Raw genomic sequence first — 23999 nt, forward strand, 5'->3', positions numbered from 1 at the left:
TCCGCCCGAGGCGGGTTCAGCTGGCGTCCAGTCGCGGGGTACGGCCCAGCGCGGCGCACGCCTCGCGGTACATCCGGGCGGCCTCGGCGCGGATCTGCTGGCGTTCGACGAGCCGCTCCGAGAACGGGACACGCACCGGCACCTCGGCACCGTCCACGACGGCCAGGAACTCCATCGCCTCGGCGTCCATCCCGGACATGTTGGCAACGGTGGCCGTCGGCTGGCCGCCCAACCCCTGGCAGATCACCAGACAGTCGTCGGCGTGGTCGGTGTTCATGTGTCGCATCACCGCCGCGATCACCTCCGGCGGGAACGGGTTCGCGGCGCTCATGCGGCACTCGCCTGGGTCACAACCTGCCCCAGCTCGTCGAGCATGGCGGTGTTCAGCCGGTAGGCGTACGACACCTCGTCGAGGAAACGCTGCCGCTCGACTGCGTCCCAGGCGGCCGCGTCGAGCAGTTCCCGGTAGTGCTGCTTGAAGGTACGCGCGTCCAGGCCCGGAAAGAGGAAGAACCGGATGCCGTCGGTGTCGAAGCCGAAGGTGCTACGCAACGCACGTGCCATCACCTGACCGCCGGAGAGATCACCCAGGTAACGGGTGTAGTGGTGGGCGACGAACCCGGCCGGCCAGGAGAAGGTGACCTCCCGCAGGCGGGCCTGGTACTGCGCGGTGGCGGTGCTCGGGCTGATCCTTGCCGGCCAGTCAGGACCGTGCAGGAAGGACAGATCCTCCACGATGCGCGGCAGTCGACGTAGTTCTTCGATGACGAACGGGCCGGCCACCGGGTCGTCGCACATCGCGTCGGCGGCTTCCTCCAACGTCTGGTAGACCACGTGCAGTTGTTCGAGCAGCGCGGCGTACCCAGCCCGATCCAACTGACCCGACAACAACGCATCGAAGTACGTGACACTCTGCGCGGCCCGATGGTCCGCCCTGGTCAGCTCTCGCACCTCTGCGGCGAACCCCATGAGCACCTCCTGTTAGGTTAGCCTAACCTATCATGATCTAGCACCCCTGTGGAGATGGCCGAAAGGGCCAGCGCAAGCATCCCGCCAGGGGATACCCGCTCCGCCCGAGCCGACGATCGGCGTGGCGGCGCGCGCAAACGTTGACACCGCCCAGGCGGAATGATGTGCTCGGACCGGCGCGCCAATGACAATCGTTTCCATTAAGCGAGGAGAAGCATGTCTCTCACCGTGTCACCTGACCTCCTGCGAGCCGCCGAGTCCGGGCCCGTCACCGACGAGGAGTTCATCGCCTGCGTCCGCGAATCGCTGCCGTACGCCTGGCAGACCGTCAGCCGGGTGGCCGCCGAGCTGGCCACCTCGGACGTCGAGTTCTCCGACAACGTGATCGCGCCGCCCGGTGACGCGGAGCGGGGCCAACTGCTGCGCGCCATGGCCAGCGACGCGATCCGGGCCGGTCTGGAGCGGCACTTCGGGGTGAAGCTGGCCTTCCAGAACTGCCACCGGGTCGCGGCATTCCGCCCCTCAGCCGTCGACTCCGACACCTACCGTCGCTTCGTCTCCGCTCGCGGTCAACTGCTCAACCAGTCTCCGGAGCTGCGCAACTGCTGAGGCACGGGTCCGGACCCCGGCGGGCGGGCGTACGCCCCACAAGGCGCAAGCCCCCGTCCGCCCGCCGGGGCACCGCGGTCGGTGACCGCCCTACCCCTGCGGCGCCACGATCTGGATGAGGTTGCCGCAGGTGTCGTCGAAGACGGCGGTCGTCACCGTCCCCGCGTCCAGCGGCGGCTGGGTGAATGTCACTCCCTGCGCGGTCAGCCGCTCGTACTCGACGGACACGTCCGCGACGGTGAACATGGTGACCGGGATCCCGTCGGCGGCGAGGGCCTTCTTGTAGGCGAGGGCGGCCGGGTGCTGGTCCGGTTCGAGAACCAGCTCCACGCCCTCCGGGTCTTCCGGGGAGACCACGGTCAACCAACTGTATTCGCCCAGCGGCACCTCGGTCTTCTTGATGAAGCCGAGCACCCCGGTGTAGAAGGCCAGGGCCTTGGCCTGGTCGTCGACGAGAACACTCACGTGTCCGATTCGCATGGTCCCACCCGCCATCTCTGATAGATCTGCTGGAGTGGAGACGTGTCCAGGTCGATGAAGGTGTACCGGCCCTGACGCCGCAACACCACCAGCCCCGCGTCGGCCAGCACCGCGAGGTGCTGGGAGATGGCCTGGCGTGTCGAGGTGAACCCCTTGCCCGTCAAGCGGACGCACAACTCGAACAGCGTCTGGCCACTGCGATCCTGCAACTCGTCGAGGATGGCACGCCGGGTGGGATCCGCCAGCGCCTTGTACACGTCGCCCACCGCCGCACGATAGGCAAGCAGTTACTTGCATGTCAAACATCGACAACGTTCCGAGTAGGTAAACCCTTGCCCCGGGCAGCCGGCAGGCCTGGCGCGAGTGGACGCCGCTTGCGACGCTTGCGGCCATGTACGACTACGACGTGTTGGTGCTGGGTTCCGGACCCAGCGGTCAGAAAGCCGCGATCGCCGCCGCCAAGCTCGGCCGACGGGTCGGTCTGGTGGAACGGCGCGACATGATCGGCGGGGTGTGCATCAACACCGGCACCGTGCCGTCCAAGACGCTGCGCGAAGCCGTGCTCTACCTGACCGGCCTGAGCCAGCGGGACCTCTACGGCAGCAGTTACCGGGTCAAGGAAGACATCACGGTCAGCGACCTGGCCGCCCGCACCCAGCACGTGATCAACCGGCAGACCGACGTGATCCGCAACCAGTTGGCCCGCAACCGGATCGCGATGATCACCGGCACCGGGCGGTTCGCCGACGCCCACTCGGTCTGGGTCGACGGCGGATCCGGTCACGAGTCGAAGGTGACGTTCGACAAGGCGATCATCGCCGCCGGCACCCGCCCGGCCCGCCCGGACAGCGTCGACTTCGACGACCGCACCATCGTGGACTCCGACGGCGTCATCAACCTCCAGGCCGTGCCGCGCAGCATGGTGGTGGTCGGTGCCGGGGTGATCGGCATGGAGTACGCCTCCATGTTCGCCGCCCTCGGCACGAAGGTGACGGTGGTCGAACGCCGGGAGAAGATGCTCGACTTCTGCGACGAGGAAGTCGTCGAGTCCCTGAAGTACCACCTGCGCGACCTGTCGGTCACCTTCCGCTTCGGTGAGGAGGTCGCCGCGGTGGAGAAGCACCAGACCGCCGCGCTGTGCATCCTCAAGAGCGGCAAGAAGATCGCCGCGGACACCGTCATGTACTCCGCCGGGCGGCAGGGGCAGACCGACGGGCTGGCCCTGGAGGCGGCGGGGCTGACCGCCGACCGGCGGGGGCGCATCGAGGTCGACGCGCACTTCCGCACCGCCGTGGAGCACATCTACGCCGTCGGTGACGTGATCGGCTTCCCGGCGTTGGCGTCGACCTCGATGGAACAGGGCCGGCTGGCCGCGCAGCACGCCTGCGGCGAGCCGGTGCGCGCGATGCACGAGTTGCAGCCGATCGGGATCTACACCATTCCGGAGATCAGCTTCGTCGGTAAGACCGAGGACGAGTTGACCGACAGCGCCACCCCGTTCGAGGTGGGCATCGCCCGCTACCGCGAACTGGCCCGGGGGCAGATCGTCGGCGACTCGTACGGGATGTTGAAGTTGCTCGTCTCGCCGGACGACGGACGCCTGCTCGGCGTGCACGTCTTCGGCACCGGCGCGACCGAGATCGTGCACATCGGGCAGGCGGTGATGGGCTGCGGCGGCACGGTCGACTACCTGGTCGACACGGTGTTCAACTACCCGACCCTGGCCGAGGCGTACAAGGTGGCGGCGCTTGACGCCGCCAACAAGATCCGCAACATCACCCGCATCGACGGCTGACCCCCACCCCGGTCAAGCTTCCGCGCGACCACCGTGCGTCACGGCGGTCGTCCCCGGCCAGATGCTCCCTGTCCGCGCTTTGCTCTGCTTCAACCCACGCACAGGCCCGTTGACCTGCGTTTTCTGCTGTCGGTGCCGCAACGGCGGCACGCTGACCCGAATCCGGAGGGTAACCGTTGCGTGGGTTGAAGCAGAGCAAAGCGCGCGCGGGAGAGAGTGACCGGGCGGTCGGTGGCCACGGATGGCGCTGGTCGACGACGGCGGCAGGCCGGGGTGGGGCGAGAGGCCCCACCCCGGTTGCCGTCAGCTGGCCGCCGCGAGCGACCGGCGACGCGGCCCCAGGTGCCGGGCGTACGCGCCGGTGGTGAAGAAGGCCGGCAGGTCCTCGCCCAACGCGGTCTCCTCCACGATGCGCGCCGCCTGCGCGGCGCGTTCCCGCTCGGCGTCCCCGCGCCCCTCGGTCAGCGTCGCCAGTTCCTCGGCGAGCATCGCCCGCACCCGCTCCTCGGTGACGCTGCCGCCCTCGGCCAGCGGCGTACCGTGGTGCAGCCACTGCCACACCTGGCAGCGGGCGATCTCGGCGGTCGCGGCGTCCTCCATCAGGTTCCACAGCGCCACCGCGCCCGCTCCCCCGAGCCAGGCGTCGATGTAGTGCAGTGCCACCGCGATGTTGGACCGCAGGCCCGACTCGGTGACCTGCCCGGGCGTCTTGTCCACCGAGAGCAGGTCGGCGGCGGTCACGGACACCTCGTCCCGCTGCCGGTCGAGCTGGTTCGGGCGCTCGCCGAGCACCGCGTCGAACACCTCCCGGCAGGTCGACACCAGGCCGGGGTGGGCCACCCAGGAGCCGTCGAACCCGTCACCGGCCTCCCGCTGCTTGTCCGCCTGCACCTTGGCCAGGGCGGTCGCGTTGACCTCCGGGTCGCGGGCCGGCACGAAGGCGGCCATCCCACCGATCGCGTGCGCGCCGCGCCGGTGACAGGTCCGCACCAGCAATTCGGTGTACGCCCGCATGAACGGCACGGTCATGGTGACCGCGGCCCGGTCCGGCAGGACGAAGTCCGGCCACTGCCCGAAGTTCTTGATGATGCTGAAGATGTAGTCCCACCGGCCGGCGTTCAATCCGGCCGAGTGTTCCCGCAGCTCGTAGAGGATCTCCTCCATCTCGAAGGCCGCCGTGATCGTCTCGATCAGCGTGGTCGCGCGGATGGTGCCCTGCGGCAGCTTCAGGTAGTGCTGGGCGAAGACGAAGATGTCGTTCCACAGCCGTGCCTCGCGGTGGTCCTCCAGCTTCGGCAGGTAGAAGTACGGTCCCGCGCCGGCGGCGAGTTGCCGGCGGGCGCAGTGGAACAGGTAGAGCCCGAAGTCGACAAGGCTGGCCGAGATCGGCCGCCCGTCCACCACGATGCCCTTCTCCACCAGGTGCCAGCCGCGCGGCCGGACCACGATGGTGGCCAGCTCCTCGCCGAGGGCGTACCGCTTGCCACGCGGGTCGGTGAAGTCGATCCGCCGGTCCAGGGCGTCCATCAGGTTGAGTTGTCCACCGATGACGTTGTCCCAGGTGGGGGCGGTGGCGTCCTCGAAGTCGGCGAGCCACACCTTGGCGCCGGAGTTCAGCGCGTTGATTGTCATCTTGCGTTCCGGCGGGCCGGTGATCTCGACGCGCCGGTCTTCCAACCCGGGTGCCGGTGGGGCCACCCGCCAGGTCGGGTCGGCCCGCACGCCGATGGTCTCCGGCAGGAAGTCGGGCAGCTGGCCGGTGGCGAACCGGTCGCGGCGCGCCCGTCGGGTGTCCAGCAGGGCGACCCGCCGGGCAGCGAACTCGCTGTCCAGGGTGACCAGGAACTCCAGCGCCTCGGGCGTGAGCACCTCGTCGAAGCGTTCGGCCATCGGGCCGATGACCTCGTATCTCATGCGAACTGCTCCTCTTCGGTGGAGCCGCGCAGCGCGGTGGTCTCGGCGGCCGGGTTGAGCACGGTGCTGATCAGGTCGAAGTAGCCGGTGCCCACCTCGCGCTGGTGCTTGACGGCGGTGTAGCCGGCCGACTCGGCGGCGAACTCCCGCTCCTGCAGCGACACGTAGGCGGCCATGCCGTCGCTGGCGTAGCCCCGGGCCAGGTCGAACATCGAGTAGTTCAGGGCGTGGAAGCCGGCCAGGGTGATGAACTGGAACTTGTAGCCCATGTGGCCCAGTTCCCGCTGGAACTTGGCGATGGTCGCGTCGTCGAGGTGCTTGCGCCAGTTGAACGACGGCGAGCAGTTGTAGGCCAGCAGCTGGTCCGGGTACTCCGCCTTGATGGCCTCGGCGAAGCGGCGGGCCACCTCCAGGTCCGGGGTGCTGGTCTCCATCCAGAGCAGGTCGGCGTGCGGGGCGTACGCCAGGCCCCGGGCGATGCACGGCTCGATGCCGTTGCGCACCCGGTAGAAGCCCTCGGCGGTGCGCTCGCCGGTGACGAAGGGCTGGTCACGCTCGTCCACGTCGGTGGTGAGCAGGGTGGCCGCCTGGGCGTCGGTACGGGCGATGACCACGCTCGGCACCCCGGCCACGTCGGCGGCCAGCCGGGCCGCCTCCAGGGTGCGGACATGCTGCCCGGTGGGGATGAGCACCTTGCCGCCGAGGTGGCCGCACTTCTTCTCGCTGGCGAGCTGGTCCTCCCAGTGCACCCCGGCCGCGCCGGCCGCGATCATGGCGTTCATCAGCTCGTACGCGTTGAGCACTCCACCGAAACCGGCCTCGGCGTCGGCGACGATCGGGGCCAGCCAGTCGATGCCGGAGGTGTCCCCCTCGGCGGTGGTGATCTGGGCGGCGCGCAGCAGCGCGTTGTTGATCCGGCGGACCACCGCGGGCACCGAGTTGGCCGGGTAGAGGCTCTGGTCGGGGTAGGTGTGGCCGGCCAGGTTGGCGTCGGCGGCCACCTGCCAACCGGACAGGTAGATCGCCTTGAGCCCGGCCCGGACCATCTGCACGGCCTGGTTGCCGGTGAGGGCGCCGAGCGCATGGATGAAGTCCTCGCTGTTCAGCAGCCGCCACAGCCGGTTCGCGCCGTGCCGGGCCAGGGTGTGCTCCTCCTGGATCGCGCCGCGCAACCGCACCACGTCCTCGGCTCGGTAGCTCCGACGCACACCCCGCCAGCGGGGGTTGGTGTCCCATTCGTGCTGCAACTGCTCGACCGGAGTAGGCATCGTCTCGTGTCCCTTCACCATTCGTGGCACACCGTGGCCGTTGAGCTCCGCTGCCCGGCCGCCGGTGGTGCAGACCACGGTCACACGCCTGGTCGGCGAGGGTCGAGGGACGGAAAATGCCAATTCTTGTAAATCCTCGGAAGCGTTTTGCAAAGTTGTTAATCGGCTTATTGGCAACGGTGCTAATGTGGCCCGACCAAACCTGCTGGCGTGGGAGGTGAGGACGATCAGCAAGACCTTCGCCGGGGCGCGGCTACGCCGGCTGCGCGAGGAACGGGCACTCAGCCAGACCGAGCTGGCCCGGCACCTGGGCATCTCCCCCAGCTACCTCAACCAGATCGAGCACGACACCCGGCCGCTGACCGTGCCGGTGCTGCTGCGCATCACCGAACTCTTCGGCGTCGACCCCACCGTCTTCGCCGCTCACGACACCCCGCGCCTGGTCACCGGGCTGCGGGAGGCCCTGCCCAACCGGGCCAGCCCCGCCGAGCTGACGGAGCTGGCCACCCGGCTGCCCGAGCTCGCCGCCGCCGTCATCGACCTGCACCGGCGCTACCAGCAGGCCGAGGAGCAGCTCGCCGAGCTGGTCGGCGACCGGGAACGGCTCGGCCGCAGCCCGCACGACCAGGTCACCGAGTTCTTCTACCGGCGGCAGAACTACGTACCGGAAATGGACGAGGAGGCCGAGCGGCTGGCCGCCGCGATGGGGTTGCGGCGCGGCGAGATCCGCGGCCGGCTGCGCGACCGCCTGGCCGAGCGGCACGGGGTGCGCATCCTGCGCGAGGACGGCGGCGCGCTCGGCGGTGAACTGCACCGCTACCGGCCGCAGACCCGCACCCTGCACCTGTCCACCTCGCTGCGCGGCGGGCAGGAGGCGATGCGGATGGCCGCGCAGATCGCGCTGCTGGAATTCGCCGACGTCATCGACGAGATCGTCGAGTCGGAGCACTTCGACGACCCGCAGACCCAGATCCTGACCCGGGTCGGGTTGGCCAACTACTTCGCGGCGGCGCTGATCCTGCCGTACGACCAGTTCCTGACCGCCGCCGAGCAGCGCCGGTACGACATCGAACTGCTCACCCAGCACTACGCGATCGGCTGGGAGACGGTCTGCCACCGGCTCAGCACGTTGCAACGGCCCCGCGCGCGTGGGGTGCCGTTCTCCTTCGTCCGGGTCGACCGGGCCGGCAACATGTCGAAACGCCAGTCCGCCACCGGCTTCCCGTTCTCCCGCACCGGCGGCACCTGTCCCCTGTGGAACGTCTACGAGGCGTTCAGCGCGCCGGGCCGGGTGGTCACCCAGGTCGCCGCGATGCCGGACGGCCAGCGCTACCTGTGGATCGCCCGCACCATCACCCGCCACCACGGCGGCTACGGCCAACCCGGCAAGGTGTACGCGATCGGGCTGGGCTGCGAAACCCGGCACGCCGGCCGGCTGGTCTACTCCACCGGCGTCGACCTGCACGCCGCCGAGGCGGCCACCCCCATCGGCCCCGGCTGCAAGACCTGTGACCGGATGACCTGCCCCCAACGCGCCGCCCCACCCATCAGCCGCCAGCTGGACCTGGACGAGAACCGCAGCACCTTCATCCCCTACCCCCTCCGCGACTAGCCTCTCCCCTCCTCCCGCCCGTTTCGGCGTCGATCACGAGGTGGACAGCAGATGCCGATCTCCACACTGCCGTCATGGCAACGTGAGAAGTGTGCGGGCGTCAGGGGGTCAGAAAGGTGGTCAGGGTGTTGAGGTAGGCGGTCGGGGCGGTTTCGTGTATCAGGTGGCCTGCGGAAATGGTGACGAGGCGGGCGTCGGCGAGGCGGGCGGCGAGTTCGGCGATGTGCTGCTGAGGCACCGGGCTCGACGGCCCGCCGCCGATCAGCAGGGTGGGTACGGTGATCCGGGCGATGATGCCGGCCCAGTCCCGACCCGGCTCGTCGACCTCGGGGCGGACCTGCTCCACCACCCGCCAGTCGAATGGCAGCTCCCCCGCCGGCCGCTGCGGTGGCGCAGGTGGGCGCGGATGCGGGAAGCCGATGTCCTCCAACACCAGGCGACGGATGCGTCGAGTTCCGGCTGCGGCCGCTCGGCAGGCGACGAGGCCACCGAGGGAGTGACCGACCAGGTCGACCGGGCCGGTGTCGAGGCGGTCGAGGAGACCCAGAACGTCCTGGGCGAACAACTCCAGCCGGTACTCACCGGGCCAGTCACTGTCTCCGTGACCGCGCAGGTCAACGGCGTACACCGTCCGATCGACGGCCAACTCCGCCGCGATCACATCCCAGTCCTCGGCAGTTCGGCCGGTGGCGGGCAGCAGCACCACGGGGGTACGGGCCGGATCGGCAGCCGGCCACACCCGCAGCGAGAGCAGGAGGCCGCCGAGCATGATGTCGATCAGGTCGGGCACCAGCTGAGCATTGCCTCCTGTGCCGCCGGCGGCCAAGCGATTCCGCTACCGGCAGACCCGCCGAACCGCCATGGCACAGATGCACCGGTCGCGGCCCGCACGATGTCGCCGGCCGCACCGTTGATCGTGCGAGGTCGCGGGCCAGCAGCCGGTACGCGGATCCTGTCCCGCCTACAGGAAGCGCTCGGGGTCGAAGCTTTCGAGGTCGATGATGCGCACCCGAGGAAGCACGTTGGTGAAGCAGTCCGCGTCCTCCTCGATGTCGAATACCTGTAGGCCAGGCAGCTCGGCGAAGCCGGCGTTGAGGAACTCCTTGAACCCGACGACCGCGACCTGACGATCGCCTTCCAGCAGCTCGCCGAGCTGCGGCAGGAAGTCGCCGTCGTGACTGGCGAGCATCACATTGCCCGAACGTCGGGCGATGGCCTCCAACGTCCGCTGGATGCCGATGTCCACCACCTTCTGGTCCGACGAACCAGCCAGCGGGATGGGCCGGTAATCCATGCTCAGCAGGGCCCGGACGAAGGGCATCGGCAGTGCGCCACCCGAGGCGTTGAGGAAGAACAGTCCCTTCACCGGCTGCCGCCACGTGTCGCGCGCGAACTCCCGCAGACGCTCCCACCGGGGTCGCTCCGCAGGGGCCGGCCGGCGCTCCAGAACACTGTTGCCGAGAGTGGCGTCGATGTTCTCCCCATCCACGATGAGGTACGTGACGGATTCCGATGTACCAGGCATAGACGTACCTCTCGAGTGGAGCAGCGAACGCGGACCGGTCCAGCCCGAGCGTTCGACGTGCCAGAAGCCATGCTCATGGTCAAGGGTATTGGCTGCCCGGCCGCGGCACCTCGGCAGCCTCGAGAGCCGGTTCGTCGGGTCGCCGTGGGTCTCCGTGCCGTTCCGGAGGGTGACGCCGACTCGCGTACGGCCGCCGGCAACCGGTGGCGCGGTGGCACCCCTCGTCGGGCCGGTTCGTTGCCGGCAGGCGGGGCGCGGGCATGCACGAGGCCACCGAGGGAGTGACCGGCCAGGTCGACCGGACCGGTGTCGCTGTGCCGGGGCCGGGCAATGGTCGCAGGTCAATGAACAAGTAGCCGCTGATCGTGTGCGGCCGTGGCGACAGCGGGTACCCGGGCCCGGGGTGCGAGGCTGCTGCTCCCGTCCTCGCTATTCAGAAGTCCGCCACGGCAGGTAGGCGGCAGTCGTTCCCGCAAGGCTGCCCACGGACAGGGCGAAGGCCAGCGGGAAGAACAGGTCCCACGGCGCCGGCAGTCCGCCCCCGAGAACGATGCCGACTACCAGACACGCTGCTGTCGCAACCAGAAAACCGGACGTCACTCGTCGCCGGTATCCCCTGCGGACTCGCGGTATCCCGGTAGCGGCCAGAGCGGCTACACCCGCGTACTCTGCCCACCCGACGCTGACAGCCATCAGGCAGACCACCACGCCGACAATTGTGCCCAGCAGCGAGTCGCACGCGGTGCTACGCAGCGCTCTGGACAGCGGCGGATCAGGGATACCTGACTCTCCAGTGAAGACAAGTCGCCCAGCGCGGCCGTACGTCCAGCCCGGCACTGCCGCACCCGCATGTTGCGGCTCACGGTGCCTGGCGGCATCTGCTTCCATCCGCTCGGTGTCCGTCGGCGATCAGCGGGGTGTCGACCACGGCGTCGGGCTCGCGATGCCGGCCTTCACCTGTTGAGGGCTTCCCATTGCGCTGCGGTGGGAAGTCCACCGTCCTGCAGGCGGCGGGCGAGCGCTGTCTTCTCCTGAGCGGTCAGCGACTCCGGTAGCTGCAGGAATGTCGGTGGCCAGATGTCCAGCAGGGAGAACACTTCCTGACCGTCTCGCATCCGCAACAGCAGCATGCACCGCCATTGTGGCGAGAACTCAGGCCGGTGGTTCGTACGGTGAACCAAGAACGGGTGCAGGTGGTGCTGCGCAGACTCGTCGGCGTTGGTCGTCAGCCAGCCGGATCCGTGATGACGGTTGAAACCGCGGCTACGCGCCTCGTCGTCCAGCCCGACAAGGGCCGAGGTGTCGACGGCTTTGACTGTGCGTGGCAGCTGCTCGTACACCTCGGCATCGTGCCACAGCCCAGCCCACCGGCTCTGCGCCGACGGGGTCGTGCAGGAGCCGCAGCAGGGTTGGGGTCGCCACATGACTGCCGAGGCGCCCCAGTGCGTACGCGATCATTGACCGTACCCGCGGCGTCGGGTCTGCGGCGAGGGCGACCAGCGGCGTTACCGCGTCGATGCGGCCGGTGAAGCCGAGCCTGCTCACCGCCGAGACCCGCACCTGCTCGTCTTCATCACGCAACGCGCGAACGAGAGCGTCGAAGGCTCGGTCGTCGCCGACGGCGTCGGGGATCGAGCCGACCGCCATGGATCTGATGCCCGGGTCGTCGTCGGTCGTCGCCGTCACCAGCAGCTCGACATCCTGCGCGTCGAGCACGAACCCGAGCGCCCACAGACCCGTGCGGCGTAGCTCGGGCGAGTCCGCCGTGGCGAAATCACGCACCACCCGCCGGCTCGCCGACGGGTCCGCCTCCAGCAGCTCGATGATGTCGGCCTGCAGGCCGTCCTGGTCGTCCCCCTCGTCGAGGAACTGCTCCAGTACCTCCTCCAGCCGGGGCACCAGAGTGGTGTCCCCACACGCGGCCAGGGCCGTGACGGTCGGCGCGATGACGTCGTAATCGTCGTCAAGCTCCGTGGCATGCCGGACCACAGCCTCCAGCGCGCCCTGGCTGTCGATCATGCGGTCACCATGCCACACCACCGTCGTAAGGTCGACGGCCACGTCAATGGGCGGGTACCGAGACGCAGACCATGGTGGTGTCCTCCAGTGCCTCGACAGTTCCCGGTGCCTGCTGCGGCACATGCACGAAGTCGCCCGATCGAACCGTCACGGCGTCGCCCTCGGCCCCCACACGTAACGCCCCGCTGATCACCACCCAGACCTCCGCGTAAGGGGCCGGTAGGTCGGCCCGCGCACCGGCGGCGAAGAACGCCGTGTAGGCGCTCATCGACCGGCCGACCTCTTTACTGAGGCCCGGCGCAACAAGAATCCGGTCGTCGAAGCGTACGGCGTCGTTGCCGATGACCGAGCTGTACCGGCTGACCCGCGTGGACGTGTCAGACATGTCGCACCCCTTCCTGCTGGAGGAGCCATGCGCCGACGTCGGCTACGGCGTCAACGCTTCTCCGCACCGACAATGGTGAACACGTCAAGGAAACGGGCGGGGTCAGTCACCCTGACGATGGTGACGATCACTTGTCTACTCCTCGGCCGGCTCCGGCTGACACCTGGCACGCTAGAACTTCGAGTCTGGTTCAAGTCAAGGAACACCAGCGGGGCCCGATCGCCGCAGGCCCGTCCCGATGGGCCTACGTGGCGGCCGCCGAGACCGCCGTCGGGCCATACCATCAGCGCGGGCATGGTCCAGGCAGGCCGCGGTCGGCGTAGCCTGCGAAGGTGGAGCGCAAGCGTGGGTACGCGCCGGGCCGGGCAGAGCCGCCGGACGGGGATCTGCTCGCTGAGGCGCAGGCGGGTGACGGCGAGGCGTTCTGGCCGCTGCGCGGGGAGCTGCGCGCCCACTGCTACCGGATGCTCGATTCGCTGCACGACGCCGAGGACGCCGTCCAGGACACCTTGGACCGGGCCTGGCGGAACGCCCTGCAATCGGCACGTACCGCTGGGACCACGCCCAGGGCGTCTACCTGCCGGCGGGTCTGGGCCTGCTCACGGTGCGCGGCGCCCGGATCGCCGAGGTGGTCTCGTTCCTCGACGCCGCGTTCCCACTGGTGGCTGGTCCACCAGCACCTGTCCCATCCGTACGACGCGGCAACCGGCGCGCCCGGACCGACCTGCGTCCCTGAGCGGGACCGGTCGGTCCGGGCACCTCGGCGCCGGGGTTATCCCTGGGTGATGGTGACGTCGTCGACGGCGGCCTCGACCAGGCTGGCGGTGCCCGCGTCGGCGGCTTCGACGAGGATCCGTACGCTCTGGCCGGCGTAACTGCTCAGGCTCCAACTGCCTGACGTCCAGGCGGCGTTGCGGTTGGTGGCGCTGGCCGACTGGGTGAACAGGGCGGTGGTGCCGCCGTTGTGGACCACGGAGACCCGGAAGAAGTCCGCGCTTGTGGCGTTGCTGCCGTGGGCGAGGTACCAGGACAGCTTCAGGGTGAGCGGGCCGGTGGCGGGCAGGGTGATGGCGGGTGAGCGGACGCTGGTCGTACCGCCGTCGATGTCGTGGTCGCCGGCGGAGGTGCCGGCGAGCCTGCCGGTGACCAGGTCGTTCGTGCCGGAGAGGGCGGTGAGTTGCTTGGCGCCGCTGGAGTTGGTGGCCTGCGGCACGCCGCGCTCCCAGAGGCCGCTGGTGGCGGTGTCGGTGCCGGCGGGGTTGGTGGTCCAGCCGGTGGCGGTCTCGAAGGTGTCCGACCAGACCGTCGTCGCCGGGGTGCCGGCAGCCAGGGTCCAGAGGGCGTACGCGGCGGCGTCGCCGGCCCGGTTGAGCACGGTGTCGGAGATGTTGCTCGGGTACGTGTCGCAGGACCGGTGGTAGCAGGGGTCGAAGGCGCTCTGGGTGCCGCCCCACTTGGTCACCTGCGCGGCGGTCTTCACCCGGGACGCACCCGCCGCCACCCCTGAGGTCTGCACGCCGATGGAGTTGAAGGGGGCGTCGTCGGAGCGTCCGGCGCCTTCGGTGTTCTCCTCGGTCGGTACGCCGATGGAGTCGTAGTACGCCTTCAACGTCTGGCCGGGCACGGAGGTGATCCGGTTGATGAAGTAGCCGCCGTTGACGGAGCCGACCATGTCGAAGTTGAAGTACGCCTTGATCTTCGCCCGTTCCGTGCTGGACAGGGTGTTGGCGTAGAACCGCGACCCGTTGAGGCCCTGCTCCTCGTCGGTCCAGAAGGCGAACCGGACCCGGCTGGTCAGGCTCGGGTTGGTCGCCGCGAGGGTCAGGGCGATCTCCAGCAGGGTCGCCGACCCGGAGGCGTTGTCGTTGATGCCGGGACCGGCCGACACCCCGTCCAGGTGTGCACCGAACATGTAGATGCTGTTCGGGTCCCCACCGCCCGGCCAGTCGGCGATCACGTTCGGGCCGGCGCCGCTGGTGCAGCCGGAGGTGCAGTTCTGCCGGGTCACGGTGAATCCGGCGGCGACCAGCTTGTTGTACACGTAGGTCACCGAGGCCGTGTAGCCGGCGCTTGTGGCGCGCCGGTTGCCGCCGTTGCTTGTCGCGATCGACTGGAACTGCTGAAGATGCTCCTTCGTGTTGGTCAGGGAGATGTCAGGTGCCGCCATTGCGGACACCACCGAAGCGGTCGCCGGGGCGGGGGCGGCGGGGGCGGTCGTCGGCACGGCGACCACGGCGACGACGGTCAGGGCCAGGGCCGTGCAGGCACGCAACACCGGAGGTACTCGCAACGTCTTCTCCTGCCGGATAAGGAACGCCGGAGACACCGGCAGCCGCAGATTAGGACGGTGCGGAGATTGGCGTAAACACATCGCGCTATACCGCTTTGTCCATAGCGTGACGAGTTGGCCCCGGCCGAGTGCGCGCACCTGCTCGGGGTGGTCAGCCCGCAGGTCTGCGCGAAGCGCTCAGTCCCACCAGAACGCCCAGGTCGGCGCGTCGACGAGGCGCTCGGCGTAGGCGGCGACAGTGTACGGACGCTGCCCCTGCAGGATGTTGTCCGGGCAGAAGGCGAAGTGTTCAGCGGCGATGGGCAGCGCCTCGTCGAGAGTGCTCGGCGGTGCGGCGACACTGAGGTACAGCTCGGCGAAGCCGGCCCCGATCACCCGTACCCCGAAACGGTCCTCCCAGCTGCGCAGCACCGCGCACAACTCGGCGACACCGATGTGGTTGATCGCGCCGTGCCAACCGACGGCCGCCAGCACGTCGCTGCTGCGCTGCGCGGGCACCAGGCCGATATGCACCTCGGACAGGGCCTGCGACAGCTGCTCGGCCCAGTGGTCGGCGTGCTCACGCACCGCGACCCGGGGCGGCAGCGCCGGGGCCAGACCCGGCCAGGCCCGACCGTACGGGGCGACGAGCGGATCGTCCTCGGCCGCCGACGGCGAGTCGTCGCCGACGCCGGTCTGGTCGGCCCACCGGCCGGCGAGCACCTGCTCGGCGTCGTGCTGGTCGGGAGTGGAGGTCGCGGGCCAGAGCTCACCGCCTTGCCAGGGGCGGGACATGTCACCGCCGAGGCCGTCCAGCAGCAACGGCCACAGCCCGGAGCTTTCATGTGCCGCGTGCAGGCGCGACCACAAGCCCGCCGGTGCCGGCTCCTCGCTCATCCACAACACCGGTCGTTCGTCGGCGCCCTCGCTGCCGCGTACCGTCTGGCCGGGCGGCAGTGGCACGGCGAGCGTTCGCGGAGCACCGTCCGGGAACAGTTCCAGCAGGTCGGCGGGCATCTCGTTCAACTGCGACGTCACGAGGCGTGAGAGTAGCGGCCGGGGCTGACGTTTTCCGCGCTCCGCGCGGCAGCACCTCGACCTTTCCGCGCTCCATGCGGCAGCAGCTCGACGAAAACCGGTTGCCCGCACCGACGGGGCTGCGCCAGGGTGGGCGCATGACGTACTGACGGATCGCACCCCGCCGCGCCGAGACACCTCCGCGCGCCCCTTCGTGCCCTCACCCGCCGTCCGTGCCTCCGCCTCCTCCTCGGGAGAGACCTCCTTGTCTGAGCTTCACCTGCGGCAGTCGACGCTGCCCGCGTCCGGCCCCGCCACGATCAGCGTTTTCGCCTCGCCCACCAGTTGGATCGAGTCCGACGCGCACACCCAGTGCCGTCAGGTCGCCGCCCTCGACGGCATGATCCACGTCGCCGCCATGCCCGATCTGCATCCGGGCAAGGGCGCCCCGATCGGGGCGGCGATGATGTCTCGCCTGCTGTACCCGTTCCTCGTCGGATCCGACATCGGCTGCGGCATCGCGGTGTTCCCGATCCGGCTCAAGCGACCCGTACCGGAGAAGCTGGCCGCGCGGTTCCCCGACCTGGACCGGCCGCTGCATCCCGAACGGGACGCCGATGATCCGGCCTGGACGGTGGTGAGCGGCGAGATACCCGCCGGCCACGTCGAGGGTCTCGGCACGGTGGGCCGGGGCAACCACTTCGTCGAGCTGGCGCGGATCGGCGCGGTGCTCGACCCGGCCCACGCTGGTCGTCTCGGGCTGGCCGCCGGTGACCTGGTGCTCGTCGTGCACACCGGTTCCCGAGGGTTGGGCGAGCGGATCCTGCGCGAGCACACCGAACGACACGGTGCCGGCCCGGCCCCGGATCCGCGGGCGTACCTGGCCCGGCACGACGAGGCCGTGCGGTGGGGTGCGCTGAACCGTCGGCTGTTGGCCGCCCGGGTCGCGTACGCGCTGGGCGCCGCGCCGACCGAGCCGATCGTGGACCAGTGCCACAACCTGGTCGAGGTACGTGACGGCAGCTACCTGCACCGCAAGGGCGCGGCACCGGGTGACGGCCGGGACGTGCTGATCGCCGGCACCCGGGGCACCCCGTCCTACCTGGTGGCCGCGCACGCCGGCCCGGAGGCGAACTACTCGGTGGCGCACGGTGCGGGACGGAAGATGTCCCGGGCCGACGCGCTGCGCCGGGGGCGGGCCAAGCACACGGTCGAGGAGCTTCGGCGTACGCCGGTGGGCTCGCTTGTGGTGTGCGGTGATCGCCAGTTGCTCTTCGAGGAGGCGCCGGGGGCGTACAAACGCATCGAGCAGGTGATCGGGGACCTGGTCGAACACCGGTTGGCCACCCCGATCGCGACCACTGTTCCGCTTGTCACGTACAAGACGGCCGAACTTACGGTCGGGTCGCGGCGCGACGAGCGACGTCGGCGGGGCCGGCGATGACGGTACGCCTGCTGTTGTCGGCCGGACGCGGCCCGCAGGAATGCGCCTGGGCGCTGGCCCACCTGCTGCGACGTCTCGAAGCCGACGCCGTACGGCAGCGGCTGCGGGTGCAGCGCATCGACACGGTCGCCGGTGACCGGCCCGGCACCTACCGCTCGGTCCTGGTGGAGGTCGGCGGCGCTGGTGTCGAGGCGTTCGCCGTCTCCTGGACCGGCACGTTGTGCTGGCAGGCACCCAGCCCGTACCGGGCCGGGGTCGGTCGGAAGAACTGGTACGTGACCGCGCGCTGCGGTTGCTGCGGCAGCGACTCGCGGACTGCGACGAGGCGGCGGCACGCGATGCCACCACCGCGCGGTGGCAGCTGCACGACCGGCTGGTCCGCGGTGACCCGGTCCGGGTCGAACGCCCGTAGTCACCCGACGCCGCCCCAGGCGGCGTCGACCAGGGCGGGCAGCACCCGGGCCGCCGGGCCACGCAGGTTGATGTCGGACACCTGGTCCAGCGGCGTCGGTTCCGGATTGACCTGGATCACCGTGGCGCCGGAGCGGGCCGCGACGTGCGGTATCTCCGCGGCCGGGTAGACCAGGCCGGAGGTGCCGACGGTCAGCAGTACGTCGCAGGAGGCGGCGGCCTCGGCGGCGGCTTCCAGGGCTGGCTGCGGCAATGCCTCCCCGAACCACACCACGCCCGGCCGGATCGGCGCGGAACAGCGGTCGCAGCGCGGCGGCGGCAGTCGGCGTCCCTCGGCCGGCTCGTCCGGGTCGGGTGTCGGTGCCGGGTGGGCGCAGGCGGAGCAGCGGGGCGCGAACAGGCTGCCGTGCAGGTGCAGCGGGTCGGTGGAGCCGGCCCGCTCGTGCAGGTCGTCCACGTTCTGCGTGATCAGCACGGCGTGCGGGGCGTGGGCCTCGATCGCCGCGACGGCCAGGTGCCCCGGGTGCGGTCGGGCCCGCGCGACGACGGCGCGTCGCCACTCGTACCAGCCCCAGACGAGGGCCGGGTCGGCGTCGAACGCCGCCGGGGTGGCCAACTGCTGGGCGTCGTAGCGCTGCCACAGGCCGGTGAGCGCGTCGCGGAAGGTCGGCACACCGCTCTCGGCGGACATGCCCGCGCCGGTGAAGACCACCACTCGCCGGGCCTGGCCGAGCAGCTTCGCGGCCTGCGTCGGTCCCGATTCGGTCATCCGTCGAGACTATCGGCGCTGGGGTCGCTCGCCGCGCTCGCCTACAGTGTCGGATCACCCTGTCGCGATGCGGCGACACGACGATCGGGAGGGCTGTTGCGCCGGATTCGTGCGATCGAGTCGCACCACTGGTTGCTGCTCTCGTACGTCACGGTCCTCTTCGGGTGCGCGATCTGGATGGCCGTCCTCGCGGTCGACTCGTTCCGGGCGACGCACGGCGGGGTGGCCGGTGCGGTGACAGTCGAGGACTGCGTGTACGCCGACACTGAGGACGGGCCCGAGTGGACCTGTTCCGAGCCGTTCGTCTCCACCGACGGCGCTGTCCGCATCGACGCGGTGAAGCTCAAGCCCCGCTACGGCGAGCCCTTCGAGGACGGCGCGACGGTGCCGGGCCGGGTCAGCAGCTCTTCGGCGGGCACTCTGCACACCGACGACCGGGCGTGGATGTGGGCAACCGGCCTCATGGTCCTGTTCCTCGGGACCGGCCTGTACCACCTGCGCTCCGAACTGCGAACCGAACCCGAGGTGGCGACGCCGCCGGTCGATCCCGAGCTGGCGGCGATCTCCGCACGGGCGCGTGCGTTCCTCACCGAGTGGGAGCACGTCTTCGCGCCGTCGACCCCGGTGGCCGCAGCACCTGCGCCGGTGCCGGCCGTCAACGCACCGAAGCGGGCGAACCTCGCGGTCGGGAAGGTCCTGGCCGGCTGGCTGCTGCTGGTGCTGACCATCGTCGGCACGGTGTGGCACCTGATGGAGTGGGAGCGCCAGGAGCTGGAGTCGTTGACCGGGCAGGCCCTGGGCACGGTCACCGGGGCCCGGCTCGGCGCGGAGAATCGGATCGAGGTCGCCTACCCCGACACCACCGGAGCCGAGTGGCGGGTGCGGTGGAAGCCCGTGGACCCGGACAGCTACCGGGAGGGCGGCCAGGTGCCGGTACGGTACGACCCGACTCAGCCGTCCGAGGTGATGCCGGCCTATCCCGAGTTCTTCGAGATCGAACCACGAGGGCGTACGGTGCTCGTGGAACTGGTGCTGCTGCCCGGGTACGTGTTGGCCTGGGCGTGGATGTGGCGGCTCGGACGCTGGCTGCTCGGCGCGTGGCGTCGTGGTCGACCGGCCGAGGCGTGGGTCCTGGTGGCGGAACTGCACTGGGGCACCGAGCCGACATCGTTCTGGCTCGAACTACGCGACGCCGACCGGATCTGGTACCAGCGGATCGTCTGGGATCGCCGGCTGGTGCGCCTGCTGGCCGGCGGTGCGCAGCTGCCGCTGAGCGTCGAGCTGCGCCGCTGCCCGGGGTTGCGGCGCATGTACCTGGTCGACGTGCCCGGGGTGGGGCGGCTCTGGCCGGCGAGCACCGCCCGTGCCCGACCGCCCCGCAACTACCATCTGCGCCCGGTCGAGCTGCACCTGTTCGGCCACGCCGAGTCGACAGGCAGACACCTGGCGATTCTGCTGGCGTTGACCGTCCTGGTCGGAGGCGGTTGGCTGCTGGCCGGTCCGGCCACCGCCGCCTACCTGCTGGCGCTGATCGGCGGCTACCAGCTGTGGGGTGGTGGCGCACCCTGGCGCGGCTTCTACGCCCTGCGCCGTTGACGTCGGTGGCCGACAGGTTCAGTCGGCCAGGATCTGCTCGCGCAGGATGTCGGCGTGCCCGCAGTGCTGGGCCAGCTCCCGCAGCACGTGCAGGTACACCCAGCGCAACGGCAGCGGGCCGCGCCGGTTGCCGTACAGCAGGTCGTCGAGGTCGAGCGGCGCGGTGGCCCGGCGGGACTGCTCACAGGCCTGCCGGTGTCTGCGTTGCACGTCCGCGATGGTGTCGGTGTCGGTGAGGACGAAGGACTCGTCCGCTGTCGCGGGCATGCCGATCTCGTCGCGCGAGCGGCAGGTGATCGCCTCGTCGAACCAGGCCTGTTCGACGAAGGTCGCGTGTTTCACCAGACCCAGCAGGGTGGTCCGGGACGGCACCAGCGAGCGGCGGGCCTGCTCCTCGGTGAGCCCGTCCAGGCAGCTGTTCAGTGCGGCGCGGTGCTCATCGAGGAAGACCTCGAACTGCGGCCGGATCGGCTGGTCGCGCACGTCGTCGACGGAGTTCGTCGGGAGGAAGGACATGTGGTCAGCATCCCAAGCGCACCCGCCGGCGGCAACGGACCGCGCCGAAGCGGGCGGCGACCGCTACGCCGCAACGGCGGGAGGCCGCCGTTACGGCGTAGCGGGTCGGTCACCGTCAGGCCGGTAGGCGCCAGACCTGGTTGGCCCCGCCGAAGCAGTCCCAGATCTGCAGCCGGGTGCCGTCGGCGGAGCTGTTGCCGGTGGCGTCGAGGCAGCGGTTCGACGCCGGGTTGCGCAGCGTGCCGTTGGACTGGGCCTGCCAGACCTGCGCGCCGGTGCCGTTGCAGTCCCACAGCTGGATCGGGGTGCCGTTGACGGTGCCGGCGCTTGTGATGTCCAGACACTTGCCGAGGGCTCGCAGGGTGCCGTCGCCGCCCACGGTCCACCGCTGCGCGTTGGTGCCGTTGCAGGTGTAGAGCTGGATGGCGGTGCCGTTGGCGGTGCTCGCGGCGGCGACGTCCACACACTTGCCGGCGATGCCGGTGATCTGGCCGGTACGGCCGGACGGCGTACCGCCCATGACGGTGTCGTAGATCGCGCTGACCAGCGAGGTCGCGCCGCTGGTGTCCTGGGTGAGTTCCCAGTTCATCATGCCGCCGGCATTGGCCAGCGCCCACTGGGTCTTGCGCTTGACGGTGGGGATGCCGTTGTAGCACTGCTGAACGCCGCCGACGCTTGTGCAGTCCCGGTTGGCGTTGGCCGGGTCCATGCCGACCAGTTGGGTGTACGTGTAGTAGCCGGGTCGGCTGTAGAACGGCACGCCGAGCACCGCCTTGCCGGCCGGCAGGCCGCGGGCCTTCCACCCGTTCACCGCGTTGATCGACCAGTCGTAGTTGGCGTGTGGGCTGCCGCCGTCGTACGCCATGATGTTGAGAAAGTCGACGTGGTTGAAGACCGACGTCGGCACCCCGTCGCGGTAGTACCCCTCGGCGACCACGGCGGCGGTGAGCAGCTTGCCCTGCGGGCGCAACGCGTTGCTGAGTTGCTGCATGAGCAGGCCGTAGTTGGTGGCCGAGGCGCCCGGGTCCGGGTACTCCCAGTCCATGTCGACGCCGTCGAGGCCGTACTGGTTGACGAAGCTGACGACGCTGTTGACGAACGTGGTGCGGGTGCCGGCGTTGGCGGCCAGGGCCTCGAAGGCGGAGTCGTCGCCGTCGTTCCAGCCGCCGATGGCGATGGAGACCTTGACGTTGTTGGCCCGGCCCAGTGACACCAGCGAGGACAGTTTGCTGGGGTTCTCCACCGGTCGCAGGGTGCCGTTGCTGTTGGGCAGCACGAACGCGTAGTTGATGTGGGTGAGCTTGCCGTACTGGACCGTGTTGACGTTGCCGGTCCACGACGGCATGTAGCCGACGCTCTTGAAGTTGTTAGGCAGGATGACGGCCTGCGCGGCGGTCGGGGTGACGGCGAGGGTCGCGGCGGCGGTGACCAGGGCGAGCAGGCCGGTGGTCAGTGCCGAGCGGGGCCGCAGACGTGGTGAGGACATCGAGGGCCTTCCCGGGGCAGAGGGCGACACCGTGTCGTCCCGGCCGACGCCGATGACAGCGCCGGGCCGGGACGTACGGATGTGCAGGGTCGGTTACCTCGAGGCAGCCAAATCTTAAAGAGTGTTAACGGTTTTGGTCAACGATGCTTCTCGATACGAGGTGAGCCGTTGGGGGTGGGCGCTGGTCAGCCACGCAGCAGCGGCAGCACCCGCTGACCGAGCAGGTCGATCCCGCTACGCGGGGTGAGCCCGTGCGGGGTGCCGAACTCGACCCGACTCGCCCCCGCGTCGAAGACCGCGGCGGCCTGCGCGGCGACCTGTTCGGGGGTGCCGGAGAAGGCGAACAGGTCGAGCAGGTCGTCGCCGATCAGGGCACCGGCCGCGTCGTCCTCGCGGCGGGCCACGTGCTCCTTGATCCGAGCGAGCAGGCCCGGATCGACCTCGACCGTCGGGTCGAGAGCGGCGACGACCGCGAGATACATCGCCACCTCGGTACGGGCCACCCGCCGGGCCAACTCCCCGTCGGTGTCCACGACCGTCACCGCGCCCAGCACCACGCCGGTGTCGTGACCCCCCGCCTCGTCGAGCCAGGCGCGCATCGTCTTGGCCATCGCCGGGTTCGCCGAGCCACCGACCTTGACCTCGGCGGCGTACCCGGCGGCGGAGCGGGCGGTCTGCTGTCCCCAGGTGCCGACCAGCACCGGCACGTCCGGCCGGGCCGGCGCATAGCGCAGGCTGGTGCCCGGCGCCACTGTGAACTCCCGGCCCTCGAAGCCGCTGTCGTCGCCGCCGAGCAGCCGACGGACGATCTGCACCGTCTCGGCGATGCGGCGCAGTGGCCGGGCCTGCGCCACGCCGATCTCCTGGAGCCAGGTGCCACGGGCCAGGCCCAGGTACGCCCGACCGTGCGAGGCCAGGTCGAGGGCGGCCACCTGCCCGGCGACCTCCACCGGATGCAGGGTGAACGGGTTGAGGCAGGCCGCGCCGAGCCGGATCCGGCGGGTGTGCCGGGCGGCCACCAGCAGCGGGAAGATCGGCGGCTGGTACATCAGGTCACCGAAGACCGACAGCACGTCGAAGCCGTACCGTTCGGTCAACTCGGCCAGTTCGGCGTACTCGTCGGCGGACTTGTCCGATTGCAGGCCGATGCCGACCAGGCGGTCGCCGGTCACGTCAACTCCTCGGTGGGGATCTGCCGCAGGGCAGTGCGTTCGATGCGCATGATGACCCGCTCCTCGGGGTCCGGGCAGGCCACGTGGCTGTCCCGGGCCATCCAGTCCCCCTCGGCCAGGGCCCGCTGCTTGGCTGGCAGCAGCGGCAGGCAGGCGGCCAGCGCGTACATGCAGAAGTGCTGGCCGGCGGGGATGCTCAGCCGGCAGGACTCGGTCAGGTCGATCTGGTCTCCCACCTTCATGCCGCACACCGAGCGGCCCTCGATCCGCTCGACCACGACCCGCAGGTCGTACACCTCGGTGGTGGCTCCGTCGGTGGTGGCTCCGTCGGTGGTGGGTTCGTCGGTGGTGGTGGGTTCGTCGGTGCTCATCGGACTGCCTCCGCGTGGTGGTGCACGATGCGCCAGCCGGTCTCGTCGCGGCGCAGGACGTCGGTGACCCGGAAGCAGACGTCCGGGCGGACGTCGCCGAAGCGGGCCCGCAGCACGTAGCGGACCAGGCCGGTGTCGCCCCAGCTCTCGGCGCGTACCTGCTCCGGGGCCACGCTGACCGGGGCCGGGCCGGTCGCGGCGGCGACCCGGGTGTCGCGCAGCGCGTCCAGGGCGGCCAGGCCGGTCAGCAGGTCGTCCGCGTCGGACTCCCAGATGGTCAGGTCGGGGTGCAGGTGGGCGTCGAACGCCGGCCGGTCGCCCAGTGACCGGTACATGTCGCTGATGGTGGTGCTGAGTTCGTCGATGCTCATC

24 protein-coding genes and 2 pseudogenes are annotated in these 23999 nt (G+C 70.1%); 7 read left to right on the forward strand and 19 right to left on the reverse strand.

Annotation, left to right across the window (positions count from 1 at the left end; translation table 11 throughout):
- Window positions 1–16 precede the first annotated feature (16 nt).
- Together C1A38_RS03770 and C1A38_RS03775 are read right to left on the reverse strand one after the other, a co-directional pair.
- Complete coding sequence (locus C1A38_RS03770) at window positions 17–331, reverse strand: DUF2470 domain-containing protein (protein ID WP_102656430.1); 315 nt, start codon at window positions 329–331, stop codon at window positions 17–19.
- Window positions 328–969, reverse strand: a complete 642-nt coding sequence (locus C1A38_RS03775) for a biliverdin-producing heme oxygenase (protein WP_102656431.1) — start codon at window positions 967–969, stop codon at window positions 328–330. The genes C1A38_RS03770 and C1A38_RS03775 overlap by 4 nt, the downstream gene beginning before the upstream one ends.
- Window positions 970–1185: 216 nt before the next feature.
- Here C1A38_RS03775 and C1A38_RS03780 point away from each other — a divergent pair, with 216 nt between their 5' ends.
- On the forward strand, window positions 1186–1578 hold the full coding sequence (locus tag C1A38_RS03780; RefSeq protein ID WP_102656432.1) for an SCO5389 family protein: 393 nt from the start codon (window positions 1186–1188) through the stop codon (window positions 1576–1578).
- 90 nt (window positions 1579–1668) lie between these two features.
- Here C1A38_RS03780 and C1A38_RS03785 read toward each other — a convergent pair whose 3' ends face one another.
- Together C1A38_RS03785 and C1A38_RS03790 are read right to left on the reverse strand one after the other, a co-directional pair.
- Window positions 1669–2058 carry a VOC family protein gene (locus C1A38_RS03785; RefSeq protein WP_102656433.1) on the reverse strand — a complete coding sequence of 130 codons (390 nt, stop codon included), beginning with the start codon at window positions 2056–2058 and terminating at the stop codon, window positions 1669–1671.
- Window positions 2040–2315 carry an ArsR/SmtB family transcription factor gene (locus C1A38_RS03790; RefSeq protein WP_373307060.1) on the reverse strand — a complete coding sequence of 92 codons (276 nt, stop codon included), beginning with the start codon at window positions 2313–2315 and terminating at the stop codon, window positions 2040–2042. Before C1A38_RS03790 ends, C1A38_RS03785 begins: the two co-directional genes overlap by 19 nt.
- A gap of 134 nt (window positions 2316–2449) precedes the next feature.
- Here C1A38_RS03790 and sthA point away from each other — a divergent pair, with 134 nt between their 5' ends.
- Entirely contained in the window at window positions 2450–3853 is a 1404-nt protein-coding gene (gene sthA / locus C1A38_RS03795; RefSeq protein ID WP_102656435.1) for a Si-specific NAD(P)(+) transhydrogenase, read from the forward strand.
- Between the two features lie 303 nt (window positions 3854–4156).
- Here sthA and aceB read toward each other — a convergent pair whose 3' ends face one another.
- Both aceB and aceA read right to left on the reverse strand, forming a co-directional pair.
- Window positions 4157–5767, reverse strand: coding sequence for a malate synthase A (aceB, locus tag C1A38_RS03800; RefSeq protein WP_102656436.1), 1611 nt, complete (start codon window positions 5765–5767; stop codon window positions 4157–4159).
- Complete coding sequence (gene aceA, locus C1A38_RS03805) at window positions 5764–7035, reverse strand: isocitrate lyase (RefSeq protein WP_102656508.1); 1272 nt, start codon at window positions 7033–7035, stop codon at window positions 5764–5766. Before aceA ends, aceB begins: the two co-directional genes overlap by 4 nt.
- Window positions 7036–7222: 187 nt before the next feature.
- Here aceA and C1A38_RS03810 point away from each other — a divergent pair, with 187 nt between their 5' ends.
- Window positions 7223–8647, forward strand: coding sequence for a short-chain fatty acyl-CoA regulator family protein (locus tag C1A38_RS03810; RefSeq protein WP_233196597.1), 1425 nt, complete (start codon window positions 7223–7225; stop codon window positions 8645–8647).
- A 100-nt stretch (window positions 8648–8747) separates the two neighbouring features.
- Here the strand turns inward: C1A38_RS03810 and C1A38_RS03815 are convergent, their stop codons facing one another.
- The 5 genes from C1A38_RS03815 to C1A38_RS03835 all read right to left on the reverse strand — a co-directional run bounded on the left by C1A38_RS03815 (window position 8748) and on the right by C1A38_RS03835 (window position 12576).
- A complete protein-coding gene (locus C1A38_RS03815; protein WP_102656437.1) occupies window positions 8748–9437 on the reverse strand; it encodes an alpha/beta fold hydrolase in 690 nt (229 codons plus the stop codon).
- Between the two features lie 171 nt (window positions 9438–9608).
- The gene (locus C1A38_RS03820) at window positions 9609–10172 is read right to left on the reverse strand and encodes an NYN domain-containing protein (RefSeq protein ID WP_013733590.1); all 564 of its coding nucleotides are present in this window, start codon (window positions 10170–10172) and stop codon (window positions 9609–9611) included.
- Window positions 10173–11125: 953 nt separating this feature from the next.
- Window positions 11126–11512 carry a hypothetical protein gene (locus C1A38_RS03825; protein ID WP_102656438.1) on the reverse strand — a complete coding sequence of 129 codons (387 nt, stop codon included), beginning with the start codon at window positions 11510–11512 and terminating at the stop codon, window positions 11126–11128.
- Window positions 11436–12191 (reverse strand): HEAT repeat domain-containing protein, encoded by a 756-nt coding sequence (locus C1A38_RS03830; protein WP_158244839.1) that lies wholly within the window; start codon window positions 12189–12191, stop codon window positions 11436–11438. Before C1A38_RS03830 ends, C1A38_RS03825 begins: the two co-directional genes overlap by 77 nt.
- Before the next feature lie 43 nt (window positions 12192–12234).
- Window positions 12235–12576, reverse strand: coding sequence for a cupin domain-containing protein (locus tag C1A38_RS03835; protein ID WP_102656440.1), 342 nt, complete (start codon window positions 12574–12576; stop codon window positions 12235–12237).
- Between the two features lie 386 nt (window positions 12577–12962).
- Here C1A38_RS03835 and C1A38_RS03840 point away from each other — a divergent pair.
- Window positions 12963–13106, forward strand: a pseudogene (locus C1A38_RS03840) (sigma factor); the annotation flags it as partial.
- 242 nt (window positions 13107–13348) lie between these two features.
- Here the strand turns inward: C1A38_RS03840 and C1A38_RS03845 are convergent.
- Both C1A38_RS03845 and C1A38_RS03850 read right to left on the reverse strand, forming a co-directional pair.
- On the reverse strand, window positions 13349–14851 hold the full coding sequence (locus C1A38_RS03845) for a M20/M25/M40 family metallo-hydrolase (protein WP_502696914.1): 1503 nt from the start codon (window positions 14849–14851) through the stop codon (window positions 13349–13351).
- A 192-nt stretch (window positions 14852–15043) separates the two neighbouring features.
- The gene (locus C1A38_RS03850; RefSeq protein WP_199180072.1) at window positions 15044–15883 is read right to left on the reverse strand and encodes a DUF4253 domain-containing protein; all 840 of its coding nucleotides are present in this window, start codon (window positions 15881–15883) and stop codon (window positions 15044–15046) included.
- 244 nt (window positions 15884–16127) lie between these two features.
- Between C1A38_RS03850 and C1A38_RS03855 the strand changes: the two genes are divergently transcribed.
- Window positions 16128–17306 (forward strand): RNA ligase RtcB family protein, encoded by a 1179-nt coding sequence (locus C1A38_RS03855; RefSeq protein WP_102656441.1) that lies wholly within the window; start codon window positions 16128–16130, stop codon window positions 17304–17306.
- Window positions 17303–17718 (forward strand): annotated as a pseudogene (locus tag C1A38_RS03860) (hypothetical protein). Before C1A38_RS03855 ends, C1A38_RS03860 begins: the two are co-directional and overlap by 4 nt.
- On the opposite strand, the gene C1A38_RS03865 reads toward C1A38_RS03860, so the two are convergent.
- A complete protein-coding gene (locus C1A38_RS03865) occupies window positions 17719–18486 on the reverse strand; it encodes an SIR2 family NAD-dependent protein deacylase (RefSeq protein ID WP_102656442.1) in 768 nt (255 codons plus the stop codon).
- Window positions 18487–18582: 96 nt separating this feature from the next.
- Here C1A38_RS03865 and C1A38_RS03870 point away from each other — a divergent pair, with 96 nt between their 5' ends.
- Window positions 18583–20082 carry a DUF3592 domain-containing protein gene (locus tag C1A38_RS03870; protein WP_102656443.1) on the forward strand — a complete coding sequence of 500 codons (1500 nt, stop codon included), beginning with the start codon at window positions 18583–18585 and terminating at the stop codon, window positions 20080–20082.
- 18 nt (window positions 20083–20100) lie between these two features.
- Here the strand turns inward: C1A38_RS03870 and C1A38_RS03875 are convergent, their stop codons facing one another.
- The 5 genes from C1A38_RS03875 to C1A38_RS03895 form a co-directional block, all read right to left on the reverse strand.
- Entirely contained in the window at window positions 20101–20598 is a 498-nt protein-coding gene (locus tag C1A38_RS03875) for a DinB family protein (protein ID WP_102656444.1), read from the reverse strand.
- Window positions 20599–20713: 115 nt separating this feature from the next.
- Window positions 20714–22084 carry a glycosyl hydrolase family 18 protein gene (locus C1A38_RS03880; RefSeq protein ID WP_102656445.1) on the reverse strand — a complete coding sequence of 457 codons (1371 nt, stop codon included), beginning with the start codon at window positions 22082–22084 and terminating at the stop codon, window positions 20714–20716.
- Between the two features lie 185 nt (window positions 22085–22269).
- Entirely contained in the window at window positions 22270–23256 is a 987-nt protein-coding gene (locus tag C1A38_RS03885) for an LLM class flavin-dependent oxidoreductase (RefSeq protein ID WP_102656446.1), read from the reverse strand.
- Complete coding sequence (locus C1A38_RS03890) at window positions 23253–23627, reverse strand: TIGR04076 family protein (protein ID WP_199180073.1); 375 nt, start codon at window positions 23625–23627, stop codon at window positions 23253–23255. Before C1A38_RS03890 ends, C1A38_RS03885 begins: the two co-directional genes overlap by 4 nt.
- On the reverse strand, window positions 23624–23998 hold the full coding sequence (locus C1A38_RS03895) for a nuclear transport factor 2 family protein (RefSeq protein ID WP_102656447.1): 375 nt from the start codon (window positions 23996–23998) through the stop codon (window positions 23624–23626). Before C1A38_RS03895 ends, C1A38_RS03890 begins: the two co-directional genes overlap by 4 nt.
- Window position 23999 lies beyond the last annotated feature (1 nt).

This window comes from Verrucosispora sp. ts21, from assembly GCF_002879555.1.
GTDB lineage: Bacteria > Actinomycetota > Actinomycetes > Mycobacteriales > Micromonosporaceae > Micromonospora > Micromonospora gifhornensis.